We start from the raw sequence: 22,251 nt of genomic DNA, 5'->3' as shown, positions 1-22,251 counted from the left end.
TGTCACTTTATACTAGGCTATGAAGATAAAAATGCGACTTTAGGCGGGATATAATCTAGGAGGCTAAGCCTCCTAGATAGGCAGTAACGCTAAGGTTGAGCGAGTTGACGTTTTACCTCATCACTGTCTTGGTTGGTGTAGTTTTCGGCGCTAAGCCCTAACCAATGCGGCACGGTGGCACTAATGAACACCGATGACCAAGTGCCCACCAGCACACCCACAAACAAGGTGATGGCAAACCCTTGCAGAGGCGGCCCTGCCAACGCCCAGATACTGATAATCGTCGCCAGTGTGGTCATTGAGGTAATAAGTGTACGACTCATGGATGCGGCAATGGCGGTATTGATACTCAGCGCCACTGATTGTGCAGGCTTCGCGCGGACAATCTCACGCACCTTATCACCGATGACAATGGAGTCATTGAGCGAATAGCCAATGATGGCAAGGATGGCAGCTAACACGGTTAAGGTGAAAGGAATGTCAAAAAGCACCAGCACCGCCAGTGTCAGTGCAACGTCATGCACCAACGCCAAGGTGGCCGCCAGCGCTAAACGCCATTCAAAGCGACAGACTAAATACAGCATCACCGCTAGGGTTGCGAATAACAACGCCATCAGCCCCTGGTCGATGAGCTCGTCACCGGCCTGTGCACCTAAAAAGCTGCTATCCAGTAGCACCAATGCGTTGTCACTGACCCAGGTATCGAGCCACTTGGGGTTGCTCTGCCCTTCGCTCGGTGGTTGAAACAATTGGTATTGATTATCACTGTGTGCACTTAATTGAAAATCGCCACTCAGTAAGCCCTTTAATTGGTGTTGTAGTTGCTGTTGAGTGAGCGCCTCAGGCGCCTGAAATTGATGCACATAACCGCCAGTAAAATCTTGGCCAAGCGGTACTCCTTTGATGGCAATCACAGTGCCGGCGAGTACCAGCATAAGCATACTGATCGCCATTCCCAGATGGCGTAATCGTGTTAAATAATTAGCCATGACGCACCTCCTTTGCAGCTGCGAACAACCAGTGTGACAAGTAAGAAGACACCAATACACCGCTAAATACACTGGTGAGAATGCCCAGCGCTAACGTAATGGCAAAGCCTTTAACTGGGCCATAGCCCACACCGATAAGCACTAAGGCACTGATAAATGTCGTTAAGTTGGCATCAATAATACTGCTCATCGCGCCTTGATAGCCACGTTTAAGAGCTTGTAAGCGGGTTCTGCCTAAGCGCAGTTCCTCCTTGATACGCTCAAATATAATGACGTTGGTATCCACCGCCATGCCAATGGTCAGCACCAACCCGGCAATCCCAGGTAGCGTTAATACCACGCCGGGGAGCAGTGACATGAGCCCCACCAAAGCAATTAGGTTAATTGCTAATGCAAGGTTGGCGACAACCCCTAAACGCCGGTACCACAGCAGCATAAATGACAATGTTAGCGCTAAGCCCAATAACAAAGCGTTAAAACCATTCTCTATATTTTGCTTACCGAGGCTGGGGGTCATGGTTTGCTCTTTGACTATGGTAATGGGTGCTTCTAATGAACCTGCGCGCAATACTAAGGCTAAGTCTTGAGCTCGTTGCCAGGTACCCAGCCCAGTAATACTAAAACGCGTTCCCAATGCTTCGTTAATGGTCGCCACAGATATGACCTGCTCGCGCATTCGCACCTCACCTTGCGCATCCGCTACATATTCACTGTACAAGGTAGCCATGGGTTGACCTATGTGCGCACGCGAGAACCGATTAATTTTATCTCCCCCCGCTGAGGATAGTTGCAACTGCACCATCGGCTGCCCCATTTCATCTCGGCCGGCTTGAGCACCGGTGATATCTGCACCCGTGAATATTGCTTTACTCTCTATGGCAATACTGTGCCCTTGCTCAGTACGCACCCGCTTACCGCCAATTTCTTGCAGGCCGTGAAAAGAAAGCTGTGCAGTGGCGCCAATAATACGCTTTGCTTCACTGGGGTCTTGCACACCGGGTAGCTCAATACGAATAGCCCGCTTGCCTTGGCGTTGCACCACGGCTTCGGTTATGCCTAGCTCCTCGATGCGCGAGCGCAAAGTAGCCAACGCTTGTGTCATATCTGCCTGAGCAAATTGCTGTTGCTGCGCATCCAGGTAACGTAAGGATACTATTTCTAAGCTGCCTTGATGGGCGCTACCGATATCCAGTTTTGGATAGGCCGCCTGCAACTTATCAGCCAATTGCTGTAAGTGTGCTTGGTTAGCTGGCGCTGCCACTAAGCGTACTTCGTTATTTTGCGGCGAGTGTATTTTTATGCCCCGTAAACGCGCTTTAACTCTCAGCGTATTGGCCTCTTCGGCAATGCTTTTTAACCGTGTGGCGAGTGCTTGGTCAGTATCCACTTGCAATACGAATAGCACCCCTCCCCCTAAGTCCAGACCGAGCTTCATCGGTGCTAATCCCAAACTTTGAAGCCACTGTGGTGTGCTGCTTTGGCTGACAACTTTGACCTGCTCATGCCCATGCCCATGCTCACGCAATATACGTGCGGCTTCGGCACTGCGTGCGGGATCCGTTAAACGGATATCAAAGCGTTGCTCGCCAGCATCATAGTGCGCCTTTGCGAGGGTAAAACCAGCCTCTGTCAACTCTGCTTTAATATTAACGGTATCGCTGTGGGTGGGCACAGACGCCACATTCACTACAGCATGATCAGGGTAGATATTGGGAAGCGCACTAAGAAAAAGTACTAAAATAACACTAATAACGGTAAATAAGCGCAGCTGTCTGCTCAGCGCCGACGCGCCTTTGACTCGCTCTTGCGAGTGAGGTTGTTGTCTCATTGTGAGTCCTTTTCGCTTGCTCAGCAAGCGTGTTAAATCTTAATTTCGGTATTAATAGAACGAAGGTTGATTTAACTCAGGACTCGTAGTGAAGCCTGCTACGATAAGTTAAGTTCGCGGCCTGACAGTGATTAATAAGGCCACATTTTTTCTGCTCCCTGGCGATATACCAAGGTTCAAAATGGCTGGCGGGTGGCGCCTTAAAGCGCTGTTTATACGGCGCAGTGTGCTGCGCCAATGTGTACGCCAACAAGTAAAGTGGTTGTTGCTCCGGGTGTAAAAAATAGCTGGGGTGAGTACGCATAGCGCGCTCTGGCAATTGCGCGGGGTGCGGTGCTGGGCGCTGGTGCTCTGAGGCGCCATCGGCGCTGACATCATCAAAACTGCACTGCATGGGTTCTTGCACCATCAACGAGCAGAGCGGTGATTCGGCTGCTGTGGTATGGGTATGGGCAAGCGCGGATGCACTGCTCAAAAGCAGCGTCATTAACACGATGACCATAATTATACCGTTACGCATGGGTGCCTTGTACTTATATTTATGCTCGGCCAGTTGCCGATATTGAATGCCTCTTAGAGATAGGGTTGATTTTATCTATTTCAATCCCAGAGATTAAATAACCTTAAAAAGTGAACCACAAACGCTATATAGACGTTTGATTTAGGTACTAAAAATAATTGCTCTAAATAGTTCGACCTTGCTCTTAAGCAAAATCGAATGATGCCAATGGAGGCCCAATGAGTAGCACAACTTTTGACGACGCAGTGACACGATTAAAACGCATCGGGGATGCCATCCAGTGCTCACAACAAGTTCTCAACACGCTCAGTCACGCGCAGGCAATGATGCACGTGAACGTTGAAGTGCGTATGGATGATGGCCATGTTCAGTATTTCCCTGGCTACCGTTGCCAGCACAACAATGTGCTCGGCCCGACCAAAGGCGGTATTCGCTTCCACCCCGAAGTTGACAGCGAAGAAGTACAAGCCTTAGCGCTGTGGATGACGCTCAAATGCGCTGTCGTCGATATTCCATTTGGAGGCGCTAAAGGCGGTGTGAGTGTCGACCCGAAAACCTTGTCTCCTTTTGAACTTGAACGCTTATCACGCGCCTATGTGCGCTCTATGGCCGATTTTATTGGCCCTGAGCGTGATATTCCAGCACCGGATGTGTATACCAATGCCCTTATTATGGGCTGGATGATGGATGAGTATGAAAAAATTACCCGAGTTAAAAATCCCGGCGTGATCACCGGTAAACCATTGGCTCTCGGCGGCAGTATTGGCCGCGACGATGCCACTGGGCGCGGCGCTTACCTATGTATTAAAGAATTAGAAAAACGTGACAATCTCGACCCTCAGCAAACCACAGTGGCAGTGCAAGGCTTTGGTAACGGCGGTTATCATGTTGCCCGTTTACTCGCCAACGATGGCTATAAAGTGGTAGCCGTTAGTGACTCTAAAGGAGCTATTTATCGCCAAGAAGGTCTCAACGTTGATAGCGTCTATCAGCAAAAGCAAGAACATAAAGAGCTTAAAGCGGTCTATTGTGAAGGCTCAGTGTGTGAAAGTCAGGACTACGATACCCTCTCCAATGAGGAGCTGCTGCACTGCGATGTCGATATTTTAATTCCCGCTGCACTAGGCGGCGTGATCACCGCTGATAATGCTGAGCAAGTTAAAGCACGATATATCGTTGAGATAGCTAATGGCCCAGTGACCAGTGATGCCGACAGTATACTAAAACAACAGGGTGTCATTGTGATCCCTGATATTTTGGCCAACGCCGGTGGTGTGACTGTCAGCTACTTCGAGTGGGTACAAAACCGCTGCGGTTACCAATGGTCGCGCGAGCGGGTTGAGCAAGAGCTAGAGCAAGTGATGCGCCGTGCATTTGCGCGCGCTAACGAGCAAGTACAGCGCCAAGAACTCGATTTTCGCGATGCGGTCTATGCCGTCGCACTCAAGCGCCTCAGTGACGGTATTGAAGCACATGGCACGCCCGATTATTTTAATGGCGAGTGAACATCCGACAGGTAAGCTCGACTAACTGGTCGAGCTTTTCTTTTTCCACCGGCGGTTTCCACTTGATGAGCTGCTCCCAATATGCCAACTTTTTCATGCCCCCGTAGAACACGGCAGCAGCAATTTCGGCGGGCGTTTCACCCAAAGCACCTTGCTGCTGCGCCTCATAAAACCATGAGTGCAAACCTTGCTCAAAACTTTGAAACCGCTCTTGCAGCTTGGCCGCGCGCTTTTTCGAACGCAACGATTCAATCATAACAATGCGCGACAGGGTCAGGTAGTCTTTGTCTTGTGTCAATCGTAAGCCGACATGGGCTTGTGCTTGCAATTGCTCTTTTATCGGGGTTTGCGCGCAAAAATGGTTTTCTTGCAGTGGACGAATACGCTCTATGAGTAGGTCCACCACACCATCAAATAAATGCTCTTTACTGGAGTAATATTTATACAACGTGCGCTTTGATACCTTTGCCTTGCCCGCCACCGCTTCCATAGTGGTACCTGCAAGGCCGTGTTGTGCAAATAATGCGATAGCAGCGGTGATCACCGCCTGCTGCTTATTACTACTCATATTCCGCCCCTCAACGATTTGCTGCGCAGTATAACGGAACCAATGATTATTCGCAGCAATAGTAAACGAAGATGTATACCTGAGATGAAAATAAGTATACACTTTCGTTTACTCAGTGCTAACACCCGTAATTAAATATGTAAAAATTTTCGGCTGTCATCTACACTGAGCGTTGGCGGTCGTGCCACGATTTGTGTCTTCAATGTTGTACTCATGCACAGCAATGCCGATACACTTGAGCGCATGACATGCACCAAAAAAAGCCTGCGCCCGCATAGAATAACCGCGAATTGTCACCTCGGTGTGGCTTGGCAACTCGCCTGCGAGAGCACGCTATAACAACGTCTGACCCATATCATTCAATTTGCAAAGGGAAACGCTTCACTCATGCGTCGTTATTCTATTACTACTGTATTACGTCCAGTTACACTGGTGTTCAGCTCTTTATTATTGTTAAGTGCCTGTGAGCAGCCAGCACAACAATCACAAGGGGGCATGCCTAATGCCCAAGTCGAAACCATTACCGCCAAAGCGGTGGATGCGCCTTTTATTATCTCTGTACCAGCCACGGTATCAGGCTCGAAAGAGGTCGAGATACGTGCTCGGGTCAGTGGCGTGTTGGAATCTCGAAACTTCTCTGAAGGTCAAACGGTCGATGCCGGCCAATCCCTGTTCACTATTGACCTTGCCCCCTACCAGCTCGCTTATGAGCAAGCCCAAGCGGCTGTCAATGCCGCACAAGCGCGGTTAGAGCAAGCGCAGCGAGAAACCAAGCGGCTGAAAAAATTACGCGAAGACAAATCAGTATCACAGCGCGATTATGATAACGCCATTTCCAGTGTTCAAATCGCCACCGCTGATTTACAGGCCAGCAAAGTGCAGCTGCGTGAGGCAAAATTAAACTTGGACTATGCCCAAGTCAAAGCTCCCGTTGCTGGGGTAATGGGCCGAGAGTTAGTCTCTGAGGGTACCTTCGTGCCAGGGCCCGAGTTACTGCTGACCTATATTACCGAATTAGACCCTGTCAGAGTGCGTTTTGGCCTCTCAGAACGAGAGCAGCTTATGATGCGCCAGGCGCAGAAAAAGGGCGAATTGAGTTTACCTGAAGACGGCCAATGGCAAACACGCCTACGTTTGCAAGACGGCAGTGAATACCATCACGGTGGCGAGGTTAACTTTACTGATGTGCGCATCAATCCTAATACCGGCACCTCAGAGTTTCAGGCTATTGTGCCCAATCCTGAGTTTAGCTTGCGCCCTGGTCAATTCGTGCAAGTAGAGCTTATCGGCGCGGTGCGTAACAACACCTTCGTGGTGCCCCAACGTGCGGTGTTGGATAATGGCACCGGCAAGTTTGTGTATGTTGTCGGCAAAAATGAACAAGGTGCCACCATCGCTCGTCCCGCTCCAGTGCAAGTGGGCGAATGGTATCGTAAACAAAACGGTGACAAGACTGAGAACCTATGGATTATTCGCAGCGGCATTAATGCCGGAGATGAAATTGTTGTCGAAGGAATGGCGCGCATTTTCTTCCCGGGTATGCCCATTACCGTGTCTAATCAGCAACAGCAGGGATAAGCAGCATTATGTTCTCTCGTTATTTTATTGATAGGCCGATTTTTGCTTTTGTGATCAGCATTGTCATTGTCCTTGCTGGTTTAGCTGCCATGCGTGCCCTACCCATAGCTCAGTATCCGGAAATTGCCCCTCCTGTAGTGCAAGTCACAGCCAGTTACCCTGGCGCTTCCGCCGAAGTTTTGGAGCAAACCGTGGCGGCGCCGATCGAAAATGCTATTACCGGTGTTGAGGGCATGATGTATATGTCTTCAACCTCCAGCAGCGCCGGCGCAACCACCATCGAGGTGACCTTTGAAATCGGCACTGATGTCGACCAAGCCGCTGTGGATGTGAACAACCGCGTGAAACAGGTTGAGGCTCGCTTACCAGAGGAGACTCGACGGCAAGGCGTGGTGGTACAAAAGGGCTCGTCGAGCTTTTTGCAAGTGCACGCGTTTTACTCCCCTGATGGGTCTCGCTCATCATTGTGGACGTCGAACTATGTCACCCTTAACATTCTCGATCGTATTAAACGCATCCCTGGCACTACCAATGTACAAATATTTGGCGCTAAAGATTACGCCATGCGAATCTGGTTACGCCCTGACTTAATGAGCCAGTTGGGCGTCACCGTGGATGAGGTGGCCAATGCGATTCGGGTGCAAAACTCGCAATATGCGGCGGGTAAAATTGGTGCGACCCCGACTTCCAAGTCACCACAATCTTTGGTTTATAGTGTCACCGCTCGCGGGCGCATGTCTGAGCCACAAGAATTCGAGAATATCATTGTCCGCTCGAATCCCGACGGCAGCAGCCTACGCCTTAAAGACGTTGCGCGAGTTGAGCTCGGCTCCAAGGATTACAACTTTAACGGCACCGTCAATGGCAAAGAAGCGGTGCTGTTGGGGATATTTCTGCAGCCCGGCGCAAACGCGCTGGACGTAGCCAAAGAAGTCAACGGCGTGATGGCTGAGTTCAAACCGCAGTTCCCTATGGGTCTTGAGCATGTGGTCTCCTACGACACCACCCGCTTTGTCGAGGTGTCCATTCGTGAGGTGGTAAAAACCCTGGCCGAGGCCATGCTATTGGTATTTCTGGTGGTGTTCTTATTTTTACAGAACTGGCGTGCCACACTTATCCCTACGTTAGCGGTCCCGGTCTCGTTATTAGGCACCTTTGCTGGCATGTATATGTTGGGTTATTCCATCAATACGCTGACGCTATTTGGCATGGTGTTATCTATAGGTATTGTGGTTGATGACGCCATCGTGGTGCTTGAAAATGTTGAGCGCATTATGCACGAAGAGCATGTCAGTGCTCACGAAGCAGCTATCAAGGCGATGCGAGAGGTTTCTGGGCCAGTGGTAGCCATTGTTTTGGTGCTGTGTTCAGTGTTCGTGCCGATTGCTTTTCTGGGCGGACTAACCGGTGAACTTTTCCGCCAATTTGCGATTACCATCTCTATCTCTGTGAGTCTCTCTGGTGTGGTGGCGTTAACCATGACTCCGGCGCTGTGTGTGATGATTTTAAAGCATGAGCATAAACAAACAGCCGGTTTCTTCATTTGGTTTAATAAGTTCTTCAGCGCTGTGACCCATAAGTATGTGGGCGCGGTAGGGTTTATGGTGCGTCGTGGCGTGCTTGGGCTGGTGTTAATGATAGCCATGGTCAGCGCAACCGTTGGCATTTGGCAAAAAACGCCGAGCTCCTTGGTGCCCGATGAAGATCAAGGCTTCTACATTGCCGCTGTTTTTCTACCGGATGGTTCATCACTAGAGCGCACCGCAGCGGTGGTTGACGAAGTGGTCGCGGCGGTTAAGTCCAACCCCGCCAACGAAAATGTCGCCGCTTTTACTGGCTTTGACTTTATCGGGGGCGGCTATAAAAACTCCGCCGCAACCTTATTTGTTACGCAAACCCATTGGGATGACCGCGAGGTCGATACCAAGGCCTTAGTGGCAGAGTTGTTTGGCAAAACCGCACACATTAATGAAGCCTTAGTGCTGGCTTTTAACCCCCCCGCTATCTTCGGTTTAGGCACCACCGGTGGTTTTGAGTTTTACATTCAAAATAAAGGCGCCGGTGGCCCAGAAAAGCTTCAACAAGCCATGCAGCTGGTTATGAATGAAGCACAAAAAAGCCCGATTGTCGGCAGCGTGCAAACCTTATGGCGCCCCGACGCTCCACAGCTTAAAGTGGATATAGACCGGGAGCAAGCGCGAGCTATGGGAGTCAATATTAATGATGCTTTCAATACGCTGGCCGGTACGCTGGGCACTTACTATGTTAATGATTTCAATAAGTTTGGACGTGCATGGCAAGTATTGATGTCTGCTGATGCTGAATATCGTATGCAGCCGCAAGACATAGGCCGAATCTACGTCAAGAGTCACTCTGGTGACATGGTGCCGATGTCGGCTTTCACTACGGTGGAATTTACCCGGGGGCCGGACAGCTTGAGTCGGTATAATAATTTACCCGCCGTAAAGTTACTCGGTGAAGCTGCGCCAGGTTACAGCTCCGGGCAAGCGATTGCCGAAATCGAACGTATTGCCGAGCAAGTGCTGCCAGCGGGTATGACCTATGACTGGACCGGCACCGCGTTTCAAGAAAAACGCAGTTCTGGCACCACCGGATTAGCATTAGGATTAGCGGTGATCATGGTGTTTTTGATTCTTGCAGCCTTATACGAGCGTTGGTCACTGCCCTTATCGGTGATGCTGGCTTTGCCTTTTGGTACCTTTGGCGCACTGATTTCAATTTGGGTGGCAGGGCTCACAAATGATGTCTACTTCCAAATTGGTCTGGTCACCCTACTGGGCTTAGCGGGCAAAAACGCCATTTTGATTGTTGAGTATGCCTTGCTCAAACATCAACAAGGTTGGAGCGCTGCCGCCGCCGCATTAGAAGCAGCCCGGCTGCGTTTTCGCCCCATAATTATGACCTCATTGGCCTTCATTCTTGGCGTTGTGCCCTTAGTGTTGAGCTCTGGTGCTGGCGCCGGAGCCCGCCACAGTGTGGGAACCGGAGTGATGGGCGGGATGATGGCCGCGACCTTCCTAGCCGTGTTCTTTGTTCCACTGTTCTTCTATTGGCTCACTGAGCGCCGTATTGGTGAAAAGCGCTCACGCCAAGCGCTGAGCGAGGAAATCGCAGCGCAACATAAAAAGGAGCAGGTAGAAACTGACGAGGGCCTACTTTAGCCCCTGCCAAAAAGTCTCTCAAAGGCGCTGTTATAGCGCCTTTTCTTTTCAAACGTTGCAATGACAGCTACTATAGAAAAATCAGCAAGTTAAAACTTACTTTCGGCAGTAGGGTAAGGCTTAATAGCAGCGCTGCTCATAGTGCTGTGCAATAATGACTGTGCCGACAAGGTCTTTTAAGTAATGTGGTTGAGATAAGTGAGCAACATGAGCAATGAAAAAAGCGAGTTATTCGCCGAGTTTTTTCAAATTCAAGAAAGCGTGAATGTCGTCGTAGAGAGCATAGAACCCGCTCTCGTTCCCACCGATGCCGACGCTTTAGAGCGCGATATCCCGCCACTTTTTCGGCTCGCCAATGAAGTCAATACGCTCGAACAATCAGCGCTTCGACCGCTGCGACTGCTCGGTGAAACCGCCAATGAACTCGCCCACTACTTATCACTGCAGTCCCGTAAAATCGATCTCATTCTTAGCCATATTTTGATGCAGGAAAGTACCGACCAACCCAATGAACGCTGCCAAAGCTATGGTGGCTCAGGGTTTACCTTACGACGTGAACAGCCAATGGAGGTTGGCCAGTATGTGCGGTGTAAATTGTTTTTAGAGCAAGAGGCCGCCGCCATCTATTGCTATGGCGAAGTCATTGAGATTGATACCCAGGACGATGGCTGTTTGCACAAGATTCTTTTTGCTACCATTCGCGAGCAAGACCAAGAGCTTCTCGTACGTGCCAGTTTACACGCTCAGACTCGACAACTGAAAAAGCGCCATGAACAGCAACGCGAAAATTAACGCTTAGATACCTACCCGTTTCTGGCGGTGCTCTATGATAATAATTCCGCGCCTTATTTAGCTGACATTCAAGCTGTAAGTGCTAAACTAGCGGCTTGTTTTTCTGTGATTCATTGAAATGACGTTTAGACTCCTCCCTGAGTGGCATCAGCAGGATGCCGTGATGTTAACCTGGCCGCATTCGAATACTGATTGGGCGGCGAATTTGGCGGCTGTTGAGAGCGTGTATTTAGCGCTGTGCGATCATATTAGCCAACGTCAAAAGCTGCTTATCGTTGTCGACAATGAAGCCCTTGAAGCCCATATTCGCTCTCGATTGACAGCACAACACACCGATTTGAATCAGGTGCGTTTTGTCCGCGCTCAGTGCAACGATACCTGGGCGCGTGACCATGGACCGCTGACCTTAAGTGATGGCAAGCAGTTAAAAGCCCTCGACTGTCAGTTTACCGCTTGGGGCGGTAAATATGCAGCCGAGAAAGACAACGCCATTAACCAGCAAGTATTCGCTCAGGCCCTTAGCGCTCAAGTAAACGTAGAGCGCAGTGAATTTATCCTTGAAGGCGGCGCCGTTGAAATCAACGAGCACGGGGTGCTGTTGAGTACCCGGCAATGTGTTCACAATGAGAACCGCAACCAACAGTTATCGGCCGCACAAATCGACAGTACCTTAGCGCAACTACTAGGAGCACAAAAAATCCTGTGGTTGGAGCACGGCTACTTAGCTGGCGATGATACCGACTCCCACATTGATACTTTAGTGCGTTTTGCTCCAAATAATGTGCTGGTTTACGTGCATTGCGACGACCCTAACGATGAGCACTATCAGGCTTTGGGCGCGATGCGTGAGGAACTCGTGGCACTAAGAGGGCTCGATAATGAGCCTTATCACCTTATTGCCCTCCCCTGGCCCAGGCCCATCACCAACGCCGAGGGTCAGCGCTTACCGGCCACCTATGCGAATTATTTAATTATCAATGGCGCGGTGTTGGTGCCAACCTATAACGACCCACATGATGCCGTGGCGCTTAAGCAAATCGCCAAGGCGTATCCTGAGCGTGAGGTGATCGGTATCGATTGTCGCGCGCTGATTGAACAATTTGGCAGCTTACACTGTATAACCATGCAACTACCGCATGGCTTTTTGGAGGAACGATGAGCGCCCCAACCCAACAATCATTGCGCGTTGCCTTGGTGCAACAGCAAAATACCGCCGAGCGTGATTACAACCTAACACAGTCTATTAACGGCATTCGTGAAGCAGCTGCGCAAGGCGCCCAGTTGGTGGTCCTGCAGGAGCTTCATACTGGCTTATATTTTTGTCAAAGCGAAGATGTCGAGCAATTTGATTTGGCTGAGACCATACCTGGTCAGAGCACGCAAGTCTTTGGCGAGCTTGCAAAAGAGCTCGGGGTGGTGATCGTTGCCTCACTGTTCGAGCGTCGCGCCGCCGGCTTATACCACAACACCGCCGTGGTGCTGGAAGCGGATGGCAGTATTGCTGGTAAGTATCGCAAAATGCATATTCCTGATGACCCCGGGTTTTATGAGAAGTTTTACTTCACGCCCGGTGATTTAGGGTTTGAGCCAATAAAAACCTCGCTGGGCACCTTAGGGGTGTTGGTGTGTTGGGATCAATGGTTTCCAGAGGCAGCGCGATTAATGGCCACTAAAGGTGCTGAAATCTTGATTTACCCGACCGCCATTGGCTGGGATAAAAATGATGACGCTGCTGAGCAACAACGCCAGCAAGATGCCTGGGTTATTTCCCAGCGCGCCCACGCAGTGGCCAATGGTGTCTATGTTATCAGTGCCAACCGCACCGGCTTTGAGGCCGATCCAAGCGGCCACAGCGCCGGGATCGATTTCTGGGGTCACTCATTTATCGCTGGGCCGCAGGGTGAGTTACTGGCTAAAGCCTGTGATGATAAACCCGAAGTATTAGTGGCAGAGCTCGATTTACAGCGCGGCGAAAAAGTCCGTCGCATTTGGCCCTACCTACGCGATCGTCGCATCGATCATTATGGTGATTTAACCAAACTTTATCGCGATTAAAACGGAGTATTCCATGCAGTTAGCGCAGTTCATTGAATTGCCTTGGGTAAAGACACAACAAGACAAAATAAAGTGGGGCCAGCTACATGGCAGTGCCCTCGCTCTGAGCATTGGCGAAGCCGTTAAGCAACATCAGCAGTTAGTGGTGTTAGTGACACCGGACACCCCCAGTGCGTTGAAGCTCGAGCATGAATTACATGCTACCTTGAGCCGTGATGAAGTGATGGTGTTTCCTGATTGGGAAACATTGCCTTATGACCATTTCTCACCTCATCAAGACATTGTCTCTACCCGGCTGCATACCCTCAGTCGTTTGAACAATATCAGCCACGGCGTGCTGATTGTGCCCGTTGCCACACTCATGCTGCGTGCAGCGCCGAAAGAATTTATTTACGGCAATGCCATTGTTTATCAGGTTGGCGACACGCTTAACATCGACAAGCTACGCAAACAGCTTGATGATGCCGGTTACATCCATACTCAGCAGGTGATGGCCCATGGTGAGTATGCGGTGCGCGGCTCGGTGGTCGACTTATTCGCAATGGGTCAAAACGCGCCTGTACGTTTTGATTTGTTCGACGATGAAATAGACAGCATGAGTCACTTTGATGTCGACAGCCAGCGCTCTAGCGATAATATAAGCCACATCAATTTATTACCGGCGCATGAATTTGGCACCACGGATAGCGACATTGAACGTTTTCGTATCCAATACCGCGAGGCTTTTGGTGCCAGTGCCGAGCAAGACTCGGTATATATGCAAGTCAGCAAAGGCGCCCTGCCCGCGGGTATTGAGTACTACCTGCCGCTATTTTTTGAGCACTTGGGCACCTTATTTGATTATCTACCCGAGCAAGCGGTATTTATGCATATGGGCGATACCCAACATGGTGCCCAGCAGTTTTTAGATGATGTGCACAGCCGCTATGAAAGCCGCAAGGTGGACCCTCTGCGACCGCTGTTACCACCTAACCAGCTCTACTTGCCCATTGAAGAGTTGAATCAGCAGTGCAAAGCCTACCCGCGCATCGATTTATCGCAAGCGAAGCTGCCAACCAAAGCCGGCTACTTTAATCTTCCCTGCGAGCCGTTGCCCGAGGTACGCATAGATCATAGTAAGCAGCCTCCCTATGGCGCCTTTTTAGATTATGCCGTAGAGCAAAAACGCCAAGGCGCGCGTATCGTGCTGTGCGTAGAATCCGATGGCCGCCGTGAAGCGTTACTAACGTTGCTCAAACCCAGCGGCTTGAAAATCCGCGCCTTTGATACCTTGGCACAATGCCTAGACAGCGACGCGGATATTTCTTTACTAGTGGCACCTTTTGAGCAAAGCGTAGTGCTAACTCACAATGCCCGTGTCAGTTTAATCACCGAACAAGAACTGCTCGGGATCCGCGTGTCACAACGCCGCCGCCGTAAACATAAACACCAGGCCAGCAGTGATGCGCTGATCCGCAACTTAGCGGAACTCAAAGAAGGTCAGCCAATCGTTCATTTAGACCACGGTGTGGGCCGCTATGTGGGCCTAGAGACGTTGGACGCAGCAGGTGTTGCCACGGAATTCGTCACCATCATGTATGCCAATGACGCCAAACTTTATGTACCGGTATCGGCATTGCATATGCTCAGTCGTTATTCCGGGGGAGAAGAAGCCAGCGCGCCATTACATAAACTTGGCTCTGATGCTTGGGAGAAAGCCAAACGCCGCGCTGCCGAGAAAGTCCGTGATGTGGCCGCTGAGCTGCTCGATATTTATGCCAAACGCCAAGCTAAGCCAGGCTATAAGTTTGCTCTCGATGATGCCGGTTATCGACAATTCAGCGATAATTTTGTGTTTGAGGCCACCGACGATCAGCAAAATGCTATTGATGCCGTGCTCAGCGATATGCAAAGCAAAAATGCCATGGATCGCTTGGTCTGTGGTGATGTCGGTTTTGGTAAAACCGAAGTGGCGATGCGCGCAGCCTATACTGCCGTTGCCGATTCTAAGCAAGTGGCGGTATTGGTGCCCACCACACTGTTGGCGCAGCAGCACTTTGAGAACTTCCGTGACCGCTTTGCCGACTTCCCTGTGGAAGTCGATATTTTGTCACGGTTCAAATCCACGAAAGAGCAAAATGCCACCTTAGCCAAAATAAAAGATGGCCAAGTCGATATTGTTATCGGCACCCATAAGTTGTTGCAAGAAAACATTAAGTTCGCCGACCTTGGTTTACTTATTGTCGATGAAGAGCACCGTTTTGGGGTGCGTCAGAAAGAAAAAATTAAGGCCCTGCGTGCAGATGTCGATATTCTCACCCTAACGGCCACGCCAATTCCGCGAACCCTAAACATGGCCATGAGTGGCATGCGTGACTTATCCATTATTGCCACGCCGCCAGCCAAACGTTTAGCGGTGAAGACCTTTGTGCGCCAACGAGACGATGACATGATCCGTGAAGCTATTTTGCGGGAAATTAAACGCGGTGGTCAGGTGTATTTCCTCCATAATAACGTTGAAACCATCGAGCGCACTGCCGAGGATATTCGCAAAGTCGTGCCTGAAGCCAGTGTCGCGGTCGCCCACGGTCAAATGCGCGAGCGTGAACTAGAAAGCCTAATGAGCGAGTTTTACCATCAACGCTTTAATGTGTTGGTGTGTACCACCATCATAGAGACCGGCATTGATATCCCCAGTGCTAATACTATTATTATGGACCGCGCGGATCGTCTCGGCTTAGCGCAATTGCACCAGTTGCGTGGGCGCGTCGGCCGCAGCCACCATCAGGCCTATGCCTATTTGCTCACCCCGGGCCCTAAAGCGATGTCGAAAGACGCACAAAAACGCTTAGAGGCCATCGAGTCCCTTGAAGACCTCGGTGCGGGCTTCACCTTGGCCACCCATGACTTAGAGATTCGCGGCGCCGGTGAACTACTTGGCGATGAGCAAAGCGGGCAAATCCAGACCATCGGGTTTAGCATGTACATGGAGATGTTAGAGCAAGCGGTGGAAGCGCTAAAAAATGGCCAAGAACCCACCCTAGATAAGCTGATTAAATCACACACCGAAGTCGATATTAAACTGGCTGCGCTATTGCCCAATGATTATATCAGTGATGTTAATCTACGCTTGGGGCTTTATAAGCGTATCGCCAGTGCCAGTGATTTTGATGCCCTTGATGAGCTGAAGGTCGAACTTATTGACCGTTTCGGCCTACTCCCTGATGCCACCAAGAATTTATTTGCCGTGCAACAACTGAAGATTCGCGCCGGGGCCTTGGGTATCACTAAGGTTGAGGCCAACCCTAAAGGCGGGTACTTTGAATTTAGTGAACAGACCAAGGTTAGCCCCGAGTTTATTATTGGTTTAATTCAAGCTGATCCACAGCACTATAGAATGGAAGGCGCCAATCGGTTACGCTTTATGATTGATGAAGCCAATGCTCAAGAGCGCTTAAAACTGATCACCGCGATGATTGCGGATTTCGAAGCCAAGGTAGGAAGTAAATGATAAGAATAATGGCCACGCTGATGGCAGCCTGTTTTAGTAGCCTGAGTTACGCCGCCGATGGGCGCTGGTTCGAAATTGAGGTGTTGGTGTTTAGCCAACCTGATGCGTTAATCAGTGAGACCTTAGCGAATGACAATGCCAAGCTCGATGATTATCACAGTAATGACGATATTATCACTGAGGGCTATATCACGACGCTCACCAAGCAGTGCTTAGCGGGGCAGATTGACCCACCCACTACGCCTGCCAAACCTCTACTTGCAAGTGACAACCAAGTATCGGCAGCGTGTGAATACAGCAAAGAGGATTTTAGCGCACTGACCCGTTTACCTCAGGTCGTCGATGGTGAGGTGTATGAACATACCGACACGCCTTATGTGCTAGCCCAATCGCAATTGCAATTTAGCGATAAGCGTGATCAACTGGCGCGCATTGGTAGGCAAGTGCTTTTGCACACAGGTTGGCGCTTTCCTGGGCAATCGAAACGAACGGCCCCTAAGTTCCGCTTGTACGGGGGGGAGCTAATTGCTCGAGTGCCAAAAAATGTGCCTAATAGCGCAGATTTTTTGAGCCCAATACGTCCGGAATATAACTTAATTTGGCAGTTAGATGGCTTTTTAAAGGTGCATCTAAACCATTACCTCTATATTACCTCGGCGTTAACATTGCGTCAGACTGGGGATACAGAAACACACTTGAGTGGCGAGTTTTCGCAATTTCGTCGTGTTATTTCCGGCGAAATCCATTATTTTGACCACCCACAACTAGGCATGCTGGTGCAAATAAGGCGCTTTAACCATTAATTCAATGTGAGGAAAAACAATGAAAAAATCTCTCTTTCTCTCTTTAGCCACCGTGCTCACCTTGAGTGCCTGCTCGAAAGTAACGCTGGAGAATTACGAGCAACTGTCTGTGGGCATGGATAAAACCGAAGTCGAAGCCCTGCTTGGAGAAGCTGATGCGTGTGAAAAGAAAGCGCTTCACACTAACTGTATTTGGGGCTCTGAAAGCAAGAATATCCAAATAACCTTAGTTTCCGACAAAGTAACACTCTATTCAGAAAAGGGGCTGTAACGAGGCCACGGCTCACGCACTGGGTGAGCCGATTTTTTCTAGGGCAACTATTTGTGAGCGATTGAGGGTAATCTTATAGCGCTGGGCCTGAGCCTCGTGATTATCATCACGCGTCACGAGTACCACGTTAATTTGATAACGCCTTTCAACGGCATGCTTGCGGATTTTTTTACCACTGTACTCGTATACTCGCCCTTCCCCTTTACGTAAGTAGCGCACCATCGGCGCCATGCTAATGTTGATGCTCTGGTGCAAGGCATCGTAGCCTGGCATAAAGGTGTTCACGGGCACATCACATTCAAAGCGCATATACATCCATTGCGCTGCCTGCTTATTTTGCTGTCGACGCTTAGAGAAGATAGCCGCTATCTCTTTGGGGATCCGCGTTGGTTTTATATATTCCAACCAGACCTTTTGTTTCGCCACTTTCACTTTCGTAGTGGAGTTATAAAAAGACTGTAACCATTTAGCACGGCCCATAATAATACGTCGCCAAATAATACGCGTGATGTCTTCTTTAAAGATCTCCCTGAGCCCGTAAATGGTGCCTAATAAGGCGACTAAACCGATAGTCACCTGAGTGAAGTTGGTCCGTGCAGTTAGCACCAATAACATGACAAAGGCCATCATAATCGCGGTGACCGAGCCTTTAACAACACGTCTTAACAAGGTGTTTAAGTTTCGAGTTTCTCGTCTGAGTACCACCCCATGCTCGATTAAACGTTGCAACAAATGCATTTTATTCGCTAGTCGATTGGGGTCATCCACAGTGGATACAGAGTTATAACGTTTGTGTTCGCGGTAGCCGTTTTCTGCCTCACAAAACTGAAGTAATTGCTTGCGCTCAACAGCATGCTCACTGCTTTTTGGTCCCTTATCAAGAAGCTTTAAAATCACTTGCTCAGCGTGCCAGCTAAGAAAGTTGTCGGCATTGTAAAAAAACGACAACAGCTTTTCTTCTTTGGGCTTATACCGCCGTAAACGCTTTAACAGCCGCTCAGTTTCTTGTTGCATGGCTTGAACACGAATAAAAAATGCATCCGGCTCCTTTATGGCCAACGCTTCATTAACATCGGTATCTAACGCCAACCTTACCTGATAACAATACAAGTTGAGGTTCTGCCGATAGTCTTGCTCATCACCTCGGTTTTTACTTATAAAACGACTGCGCACCAAAGGCAGGTGGATGCCACTGGCGTTATAAGCCATGCGCGTTTTCACATGGTTATGATAAAAGCTTTCTTCACTTAAAGTATTAGGATTGATCCCCATTTCATTGGGAATGCAAAGATACAACTCCACAAGCGAATGAGACTTTGGCAACAGCGATTGACTGATTTGCAGCCTGAGGCCTTCATCTTGTTTGAAGCTAATATGATGATGCAAAGTAGCCGTACCTAGGTTGCTGAATTCAACTTAGTTATACCATTGTTTAGACACATAAAAAATGCCCATCAGCACGCTGATGGGCATTTTATCACTCGTAGCTTGGCGCAGTTTAGAACTTAACGTTCACACCTGCGAAGAAGCGACGACCTAGTACATCATAAGTGTACGGGTCAGTGTTTGAGTCATTGTTACCTGTGTAGTACGGAGGCTGCTTATCAAACAAGTTGTTCACACCACCAGTTAGCGTTACTGCATCATTTACGATGTATGAACCACTTAGGTCGTGGTATGTAACACTAGGAGTTGTAGGTGCGTAACAGTCATCTTTTTCAAGACAGCTGAAGCTATCCATACCAGCAATGTAACGTGCTTGATACTGCATATCCCAGTTATCGCCCGAGACGTTCAAAGTGAAGTTTGACTTGATTTCAGCATAACCACCAGTACCTGATGTGATTAGACCTGCATAATCAACTGGCTCTTCAGTTGCTTGAACAATGTACTCGTCAAGGAAAGTTGTATCTAAGCTTGTACGCCAGTTTAGACCTGCCGCTTCGAAAGTATACTTAAGGTTCAAGTCGTAACCTGAAGTTTGCTCTGAACCAATGTTTTGCAACTGGTTGTTGAAAATAATACGACCAGTTGAGTCGATAGTTACATTAGCAGACTGACAAAGTGCTAGACCAGAGTTCTTATCTGCGTCTTCAAGGCAAGTATCAACGATGTACTGGTTGTCTACTTCAGTGATTGCGTTCTCAATCTCAATGTCATAGTAATCAAGTGTCATTGAGAAGCCTTCGAACCAGCTTGGCTCATAAACTAGGCCTGCAGTTAGCGTGTCAGCTTCTTCAGGCATTAGCTCTTGGTTACCACCTACAGTGACTTCTGCTTGGTCTTGCGCACCAGGGAACTCTACTTGCTCGAATGACGGAGAGTTACCAGAGTATAGCTCGTCAACCGTTGGCGCACGGAATGCTGTTGAAACAACACTACGTAGCATTAGCTCTTCGTTAACTTTCCAAGTAAGACCTAGTTTCCATGTTTCATCGCTACCGAACGTGCTGTAGTCGAACGCACGGATTGCTGCGCTTAGGTCAACCATTTCAGCAAAAGGCACATCTGCTAGAAGTGGTAAAGCGAATTCTACATACGCTTCGTTTACATCGAAGCCACCTGAGGTAGGTTCAACTGCTGGATCGTTAGCCAGACCCTGAGCTGTTAGTGAATCAGGCGTGTACCATGCTTTTTCTTGACGACGCTCTACACCTGCAGCAAATGCTGAGTAACCCGCTGGCATTTCGAACATTTCGCCAGATACAGACGCAGACAAGATGAATAGTTGGCTACCACCGTTGTTTACTTCGGTGTAAATATTTTTGCGGAAATCTTCAGAAGTCCATGCAGCCTGATCAAGCGGGTTAAATGTACCTTCAACTTGACCTTCGTCATTTGTAAACATGATGCTGTCAGTAAGTGAACCTACGTTGTGTAGGTTGCTTAGCTTATCAACAGAGTCGTTACGACCGAAGTTAGCTGATACGTCCCAAGCGTAGTCGCCTACAAAACCTTCTGCACCAATTACTGCACGAACAGTATCTACAGACTGCTCGAAGAAACGAGGGCCTGTGTCGCTCATACGGCGACCATAGAAGATTTGGTCTCCATATGCGTAGTTAGCTGTTTCAGTGATGTACTCACCATCAGCATCACGGTCAGCAATGCCGTCACCATCACGGTCAACTTTTGAGTTGTATGTTTGACCTAGTAGTGAATCGCCCATCGCTTCATCGTACTTGAAGCCAAACCAGATTGGTTGCGGTGCCATTTGCTGCTGAGACCAACGCTTACTGTAAGTGAACTCAGTGAAAAGACGTGTGTCGTCGGTTAGCTCATAGTTAGCGATACCTGTTAGGTTTAAACGCTCCATTGGCGTGTATAGGTAGCTATCAGGTGCGAAATTGTAACGATCTGCATCGGTGAACGGGTGCAGACCACCCATGCCGCTAAGGCCTGAGTCATTTAGCGCAAGACCTGAAGTGATTGGGTTACCGTCTTCGTCTACAGATTCACCTTTTTTGTTCACATCACCGATAACGCCGTCTTGCCAAATGTGGCCGCCTTGAGCGTATACAGAACCGCCGTTACAGTTTAACTCACCGCCAGCTTCGGCAATTGGGCACTTAGAGAATTCACGGTCTGCTTGAGAAGCTTCGCCACGGTCTGTGTACTGAAGACCAATTACAACGTTACCACGGTCAAAAGAACCACCTACAGTGATGTCGAAAGAGCTTTCCTCGGCATCACCTTCACCGCTCATCGCAGTGTTAAGGTTCATGTCCAGACCTTCGAAGTTGTCTTTAAGGATGATGTTAACAACACCCGCTACCGCGTCAGTACCATATACTGCAGATGCGCCATCTTTCAGTACTTCAACTGATTTAATCATTGATACTGGGATAGTGTTAAGGTCAACAGTTGACGCTGCACCAGTGCCAGAGTTAATCATACGGCGACCATTTACAAGTACTAGCGTACGCTGAGCACCAAGACCACGTAGGTCAATGCGCGCGTTACCGCCTGAACCGTTGTTGATACCTGGGTTGGTCATGGCACCGCCGGTCGCAGTCATTTTTTGCAAAACGCTGTCGATGCTGGTTGCGCCCATCGCTTTGATGTCATCGGCACCAATCAATGTAACTGGGCTAGCAGTTTCCATGTCGGCACGCTTGATGCGTGAGCCGGTCACCTGAATTTTTTCAATTGCTTCAGCTGAAGAATCTGCCGCAATTGCTTGAACACTTGAGAACATAGGCAGTGCCGCAGCAACGGCTAGCCCTAGTTGTGTCTTTTTCATATTAAACCCTACTTGTTGAATTTTTACCCATATCGGGCCGATAGCAGTTCATTTTTATATGAAGGTACTGCATAACGAGACGCAACTTAGGACTATTTAAATGAACGATAACTGAATGGGAGATTTAATTTTAACCCGACTAGGCTATAGGTATATAGATACATTACCCATGTAAAGAAATGTTATAAATGTATCAACCCACAAACCAGCAAAAGCAGGCCACCCACCCCACTTTCATACACTTATTTGACTAATGAAACTATGTGTACGCATTTTGTAATTCAATGTAACCAGCAGTAATTGTTTTAACTTAAATGATTATTTACAACCTATACACACAAACTTATTACCCCATTCAAAAACCTCCACTATTTTTTATAAGCGCACAGCGATCGCAATCAACATGAGAATAATGCAAACACTTAAC

General features: G+C 49.0%; 15 protein-coding genes. 9 read left to right on the top strand and 6 right to left on the bottom strand.

Annotated features, from left to right (window positions below; genetic code table 11):
- Positions 1–89: 89 nt before the first annotated feature.
- The 3 genes from secF to MHM95_RS00425 form a co-directional block, all read right to left on the bottom strand.
- Positions 90–989 carry a protein translocase subunit SecF gene (secF, locus tag MHM95_RS00435; RefSeq protein ID WP_239383905.1) on the bottom strand — a complete coding sequence of 300 codons (900 nt, stop codon included), beginning with the start codon at positions 987–989 and terminating at the stop codon, positions 90–92.
- Entirely contained in the window at positions 982–2,817 is a 1,836-nt protein-coding gene (secD, locus tag MHM95_RS00430; RefSeq protein ID WP_239383904.1) for a protein translocase subunit SecD, read from the bottom strand. The genes secF and secD overlap by 8 nt, the downstream gene beginning before the upstream one ends.
- A 76-nt stretch (positions 2,818–2,893) precedes the next feature.
- Positions 2,894–3,337: a hypothetical protein gene (locus MHM95_RS00425; RefSeq protein WP_239383903.1), complete on the bottom strand. Its 444-nt coding sequence runs from the start codon at positions 3,335–3,337 to the stop codon at positions 2,894–2,896.
- Between the two features lie 218 nt (positions 3,338–3,555).
- Here MHM95_RS00425 and MHM95_RS00420 point away from each other — a divergent pair, with 218 nt between their 5' ends.
- A complete protein-coding gene (locus MHM95_RS00420; RefSeq protein WP_138547178.1) occupies positions 3,556–4,842 on the top strand; it encodes a Glu/Leu/Phe/Val dehydrogenase in 1,287 nt (428 codons plus the stop codon).
- On the opposite strand, the gene MHM95_RS00415 is transcribed toward MHM95_RS00420, so the two are convergent.
- Complete coding sequence (locus MHM95_RS00415) at positions 4,829–5,410, bottom strand: TetR/AcrR family transcriptional regulator (RefSeq protein ID WP_022943758.1); 582 nt, start codon at positions 5,408–5,410, stop codon at positions 4,829–4,831. The genes MHM95_RS00420 and MHM95_RS00415 overlap by 14 nt on opposite strands.
- A 387-nt stretch (positions 5,411–5,797) precedes the next feature.
- On the opposite strand from MHM95_RS00415, the gene MHM95_RS00410 reads away from it, so the two are divergent.
- From MHM95_RS00410 to MHM95_RS00375, 8 genes are all read left to right on the top strand, one after another.
- Positions 5,798–6,988, top strand: coding sequence for an efflux RND transporter periplasmic adaptor subunit (locus MHM95_RS00410; protein WP_045978677.1), 1,191 nt, complete (start codon positions 5,798–5,800; stop codon positions 6,986–6,988).
- 8 nt (positions 6,989–6,996) lie between these two features.
- Entirely contained in the window at positions 6,997–10,170 is a 3,174-nt protein-coding gene (locus MHM95_RS00405; protein ID WP_022943756.1) for a multidrug efflux RND transporter permease subunit, read from the top strand.
- A 207-nt stretch (positions 10,171–10,377) separates the two neighbouring features.
- Positions 10,378–10,962: a PilZ domain-containing protein gene (locus tag MHM95_RS00400; RefSeq protein WP_239383902.1), complete on the top strand. Its 585-nt coding sequence runs from the start codon at positions 10,378–10,380 to the stop codon at positions 10,960–10,962.
- A 118-nt stretch (positions 10,963–11,080) separates the two neighbouring features.
- Complete coding sequence (locus tag MHM95_RS00395) at positions 11,081–12,121, top strand: agmatine deiminase family protein (protein ID WP_239383901.1); 1,041 nt, start codon at positions 11,081–11,083, stop codon at positions 12,119–12,121.
- A complete protein-coding gene (locus MHM95_RS00390) occupies positions 12,118–13,017 on the top strand; it encodes a carbon-nitrogen hydrolase (protein ID WP_239383900.1) in 900 nt (299 codons plus the stop codon). The genes MHM95_RS00395 and MHM95_RS00390 overlap by 4 nt, the downstream gene beginning before the upstream one ends.
- Positions 13,018–13,030: 13 nt before the next feature.
- Positions 13,031–16,507 (top strand): transcription-repair coupling factor, encoded by a 3,477-nt coding sequence (gene mfd / locus MHM95_RS00385; RefSeq protein WP_045978672.1) that lies wholly within the window; start codon positions 13,031–13,033, stop codon positions 16,505–16,507.
- Positions 16,504–17,310 (top strand): CsiV family protein, encoded by an 807-nt coding sequence (locus MHM95_RS00380; protein ID WP_082079271.1) that lies wholly within the window; start codon positions 16,504–16,506, stop codon positions 17,308–17,310. The genes mfd and MHM95_RS00380 overlap by 4 nt, the downstream gene beginning before the upstream one ends.
- Before the next feature lie 19 nt (positions 17,311–17,329).
- Entirely contained in the window at positions 17,330–17,581 is a 252-nt protein-coding gene (locus MHM95_RS00375) for a hypothetical protein (protein ID WP_022943670.1), read from the top strand.
- Positions 17,582–17,593: 12 nt separating this feature from the next.
- Here MHM95_RS00375 and MHM95_RS00370 read toward each other — a convergent pair whose 3' ends face one another.
- Entirely contained in the window at positions 17,594–18,967 is a 1,374-nt protein-coding gene (locus MHM95_RS00370) for a hypothetical protein (protein WP_239383899.1), read from the bottom strand.
- Between the two features lie 112 nt (positions 18,968–19,079).
- A complete protein-coding gene (locus MHM95_RS00365; RefSeq protein ID WP_239383898.1) occupies positions 19,080–21,824 on the bottom strand; it encodes a TonB-dependent receptor in 2,745 nt (914 codons plus the stop codon).
- Between the last annotated feature and the right edge of the window lie 427 nt (positions 21,825–22,251).

Origin of the sequence: Pseudoalteromonas sp. CnMc7-15, assembly GCF_022347925.1 — a bacterium.
In the GTDB taxonomy this organism is placed as follows: Bacteria; Pseudomonadota; Gammaproteobacteria; order Enterobacterales; family Alteromonadaceae; genus Pseudoalteromonas; species Pseudoalteromonas ruthenica.
Note: the sequence above shows the minus strand (reverse complement) of the source record. Positions and strands in the feature narration are given on the sequence as shown.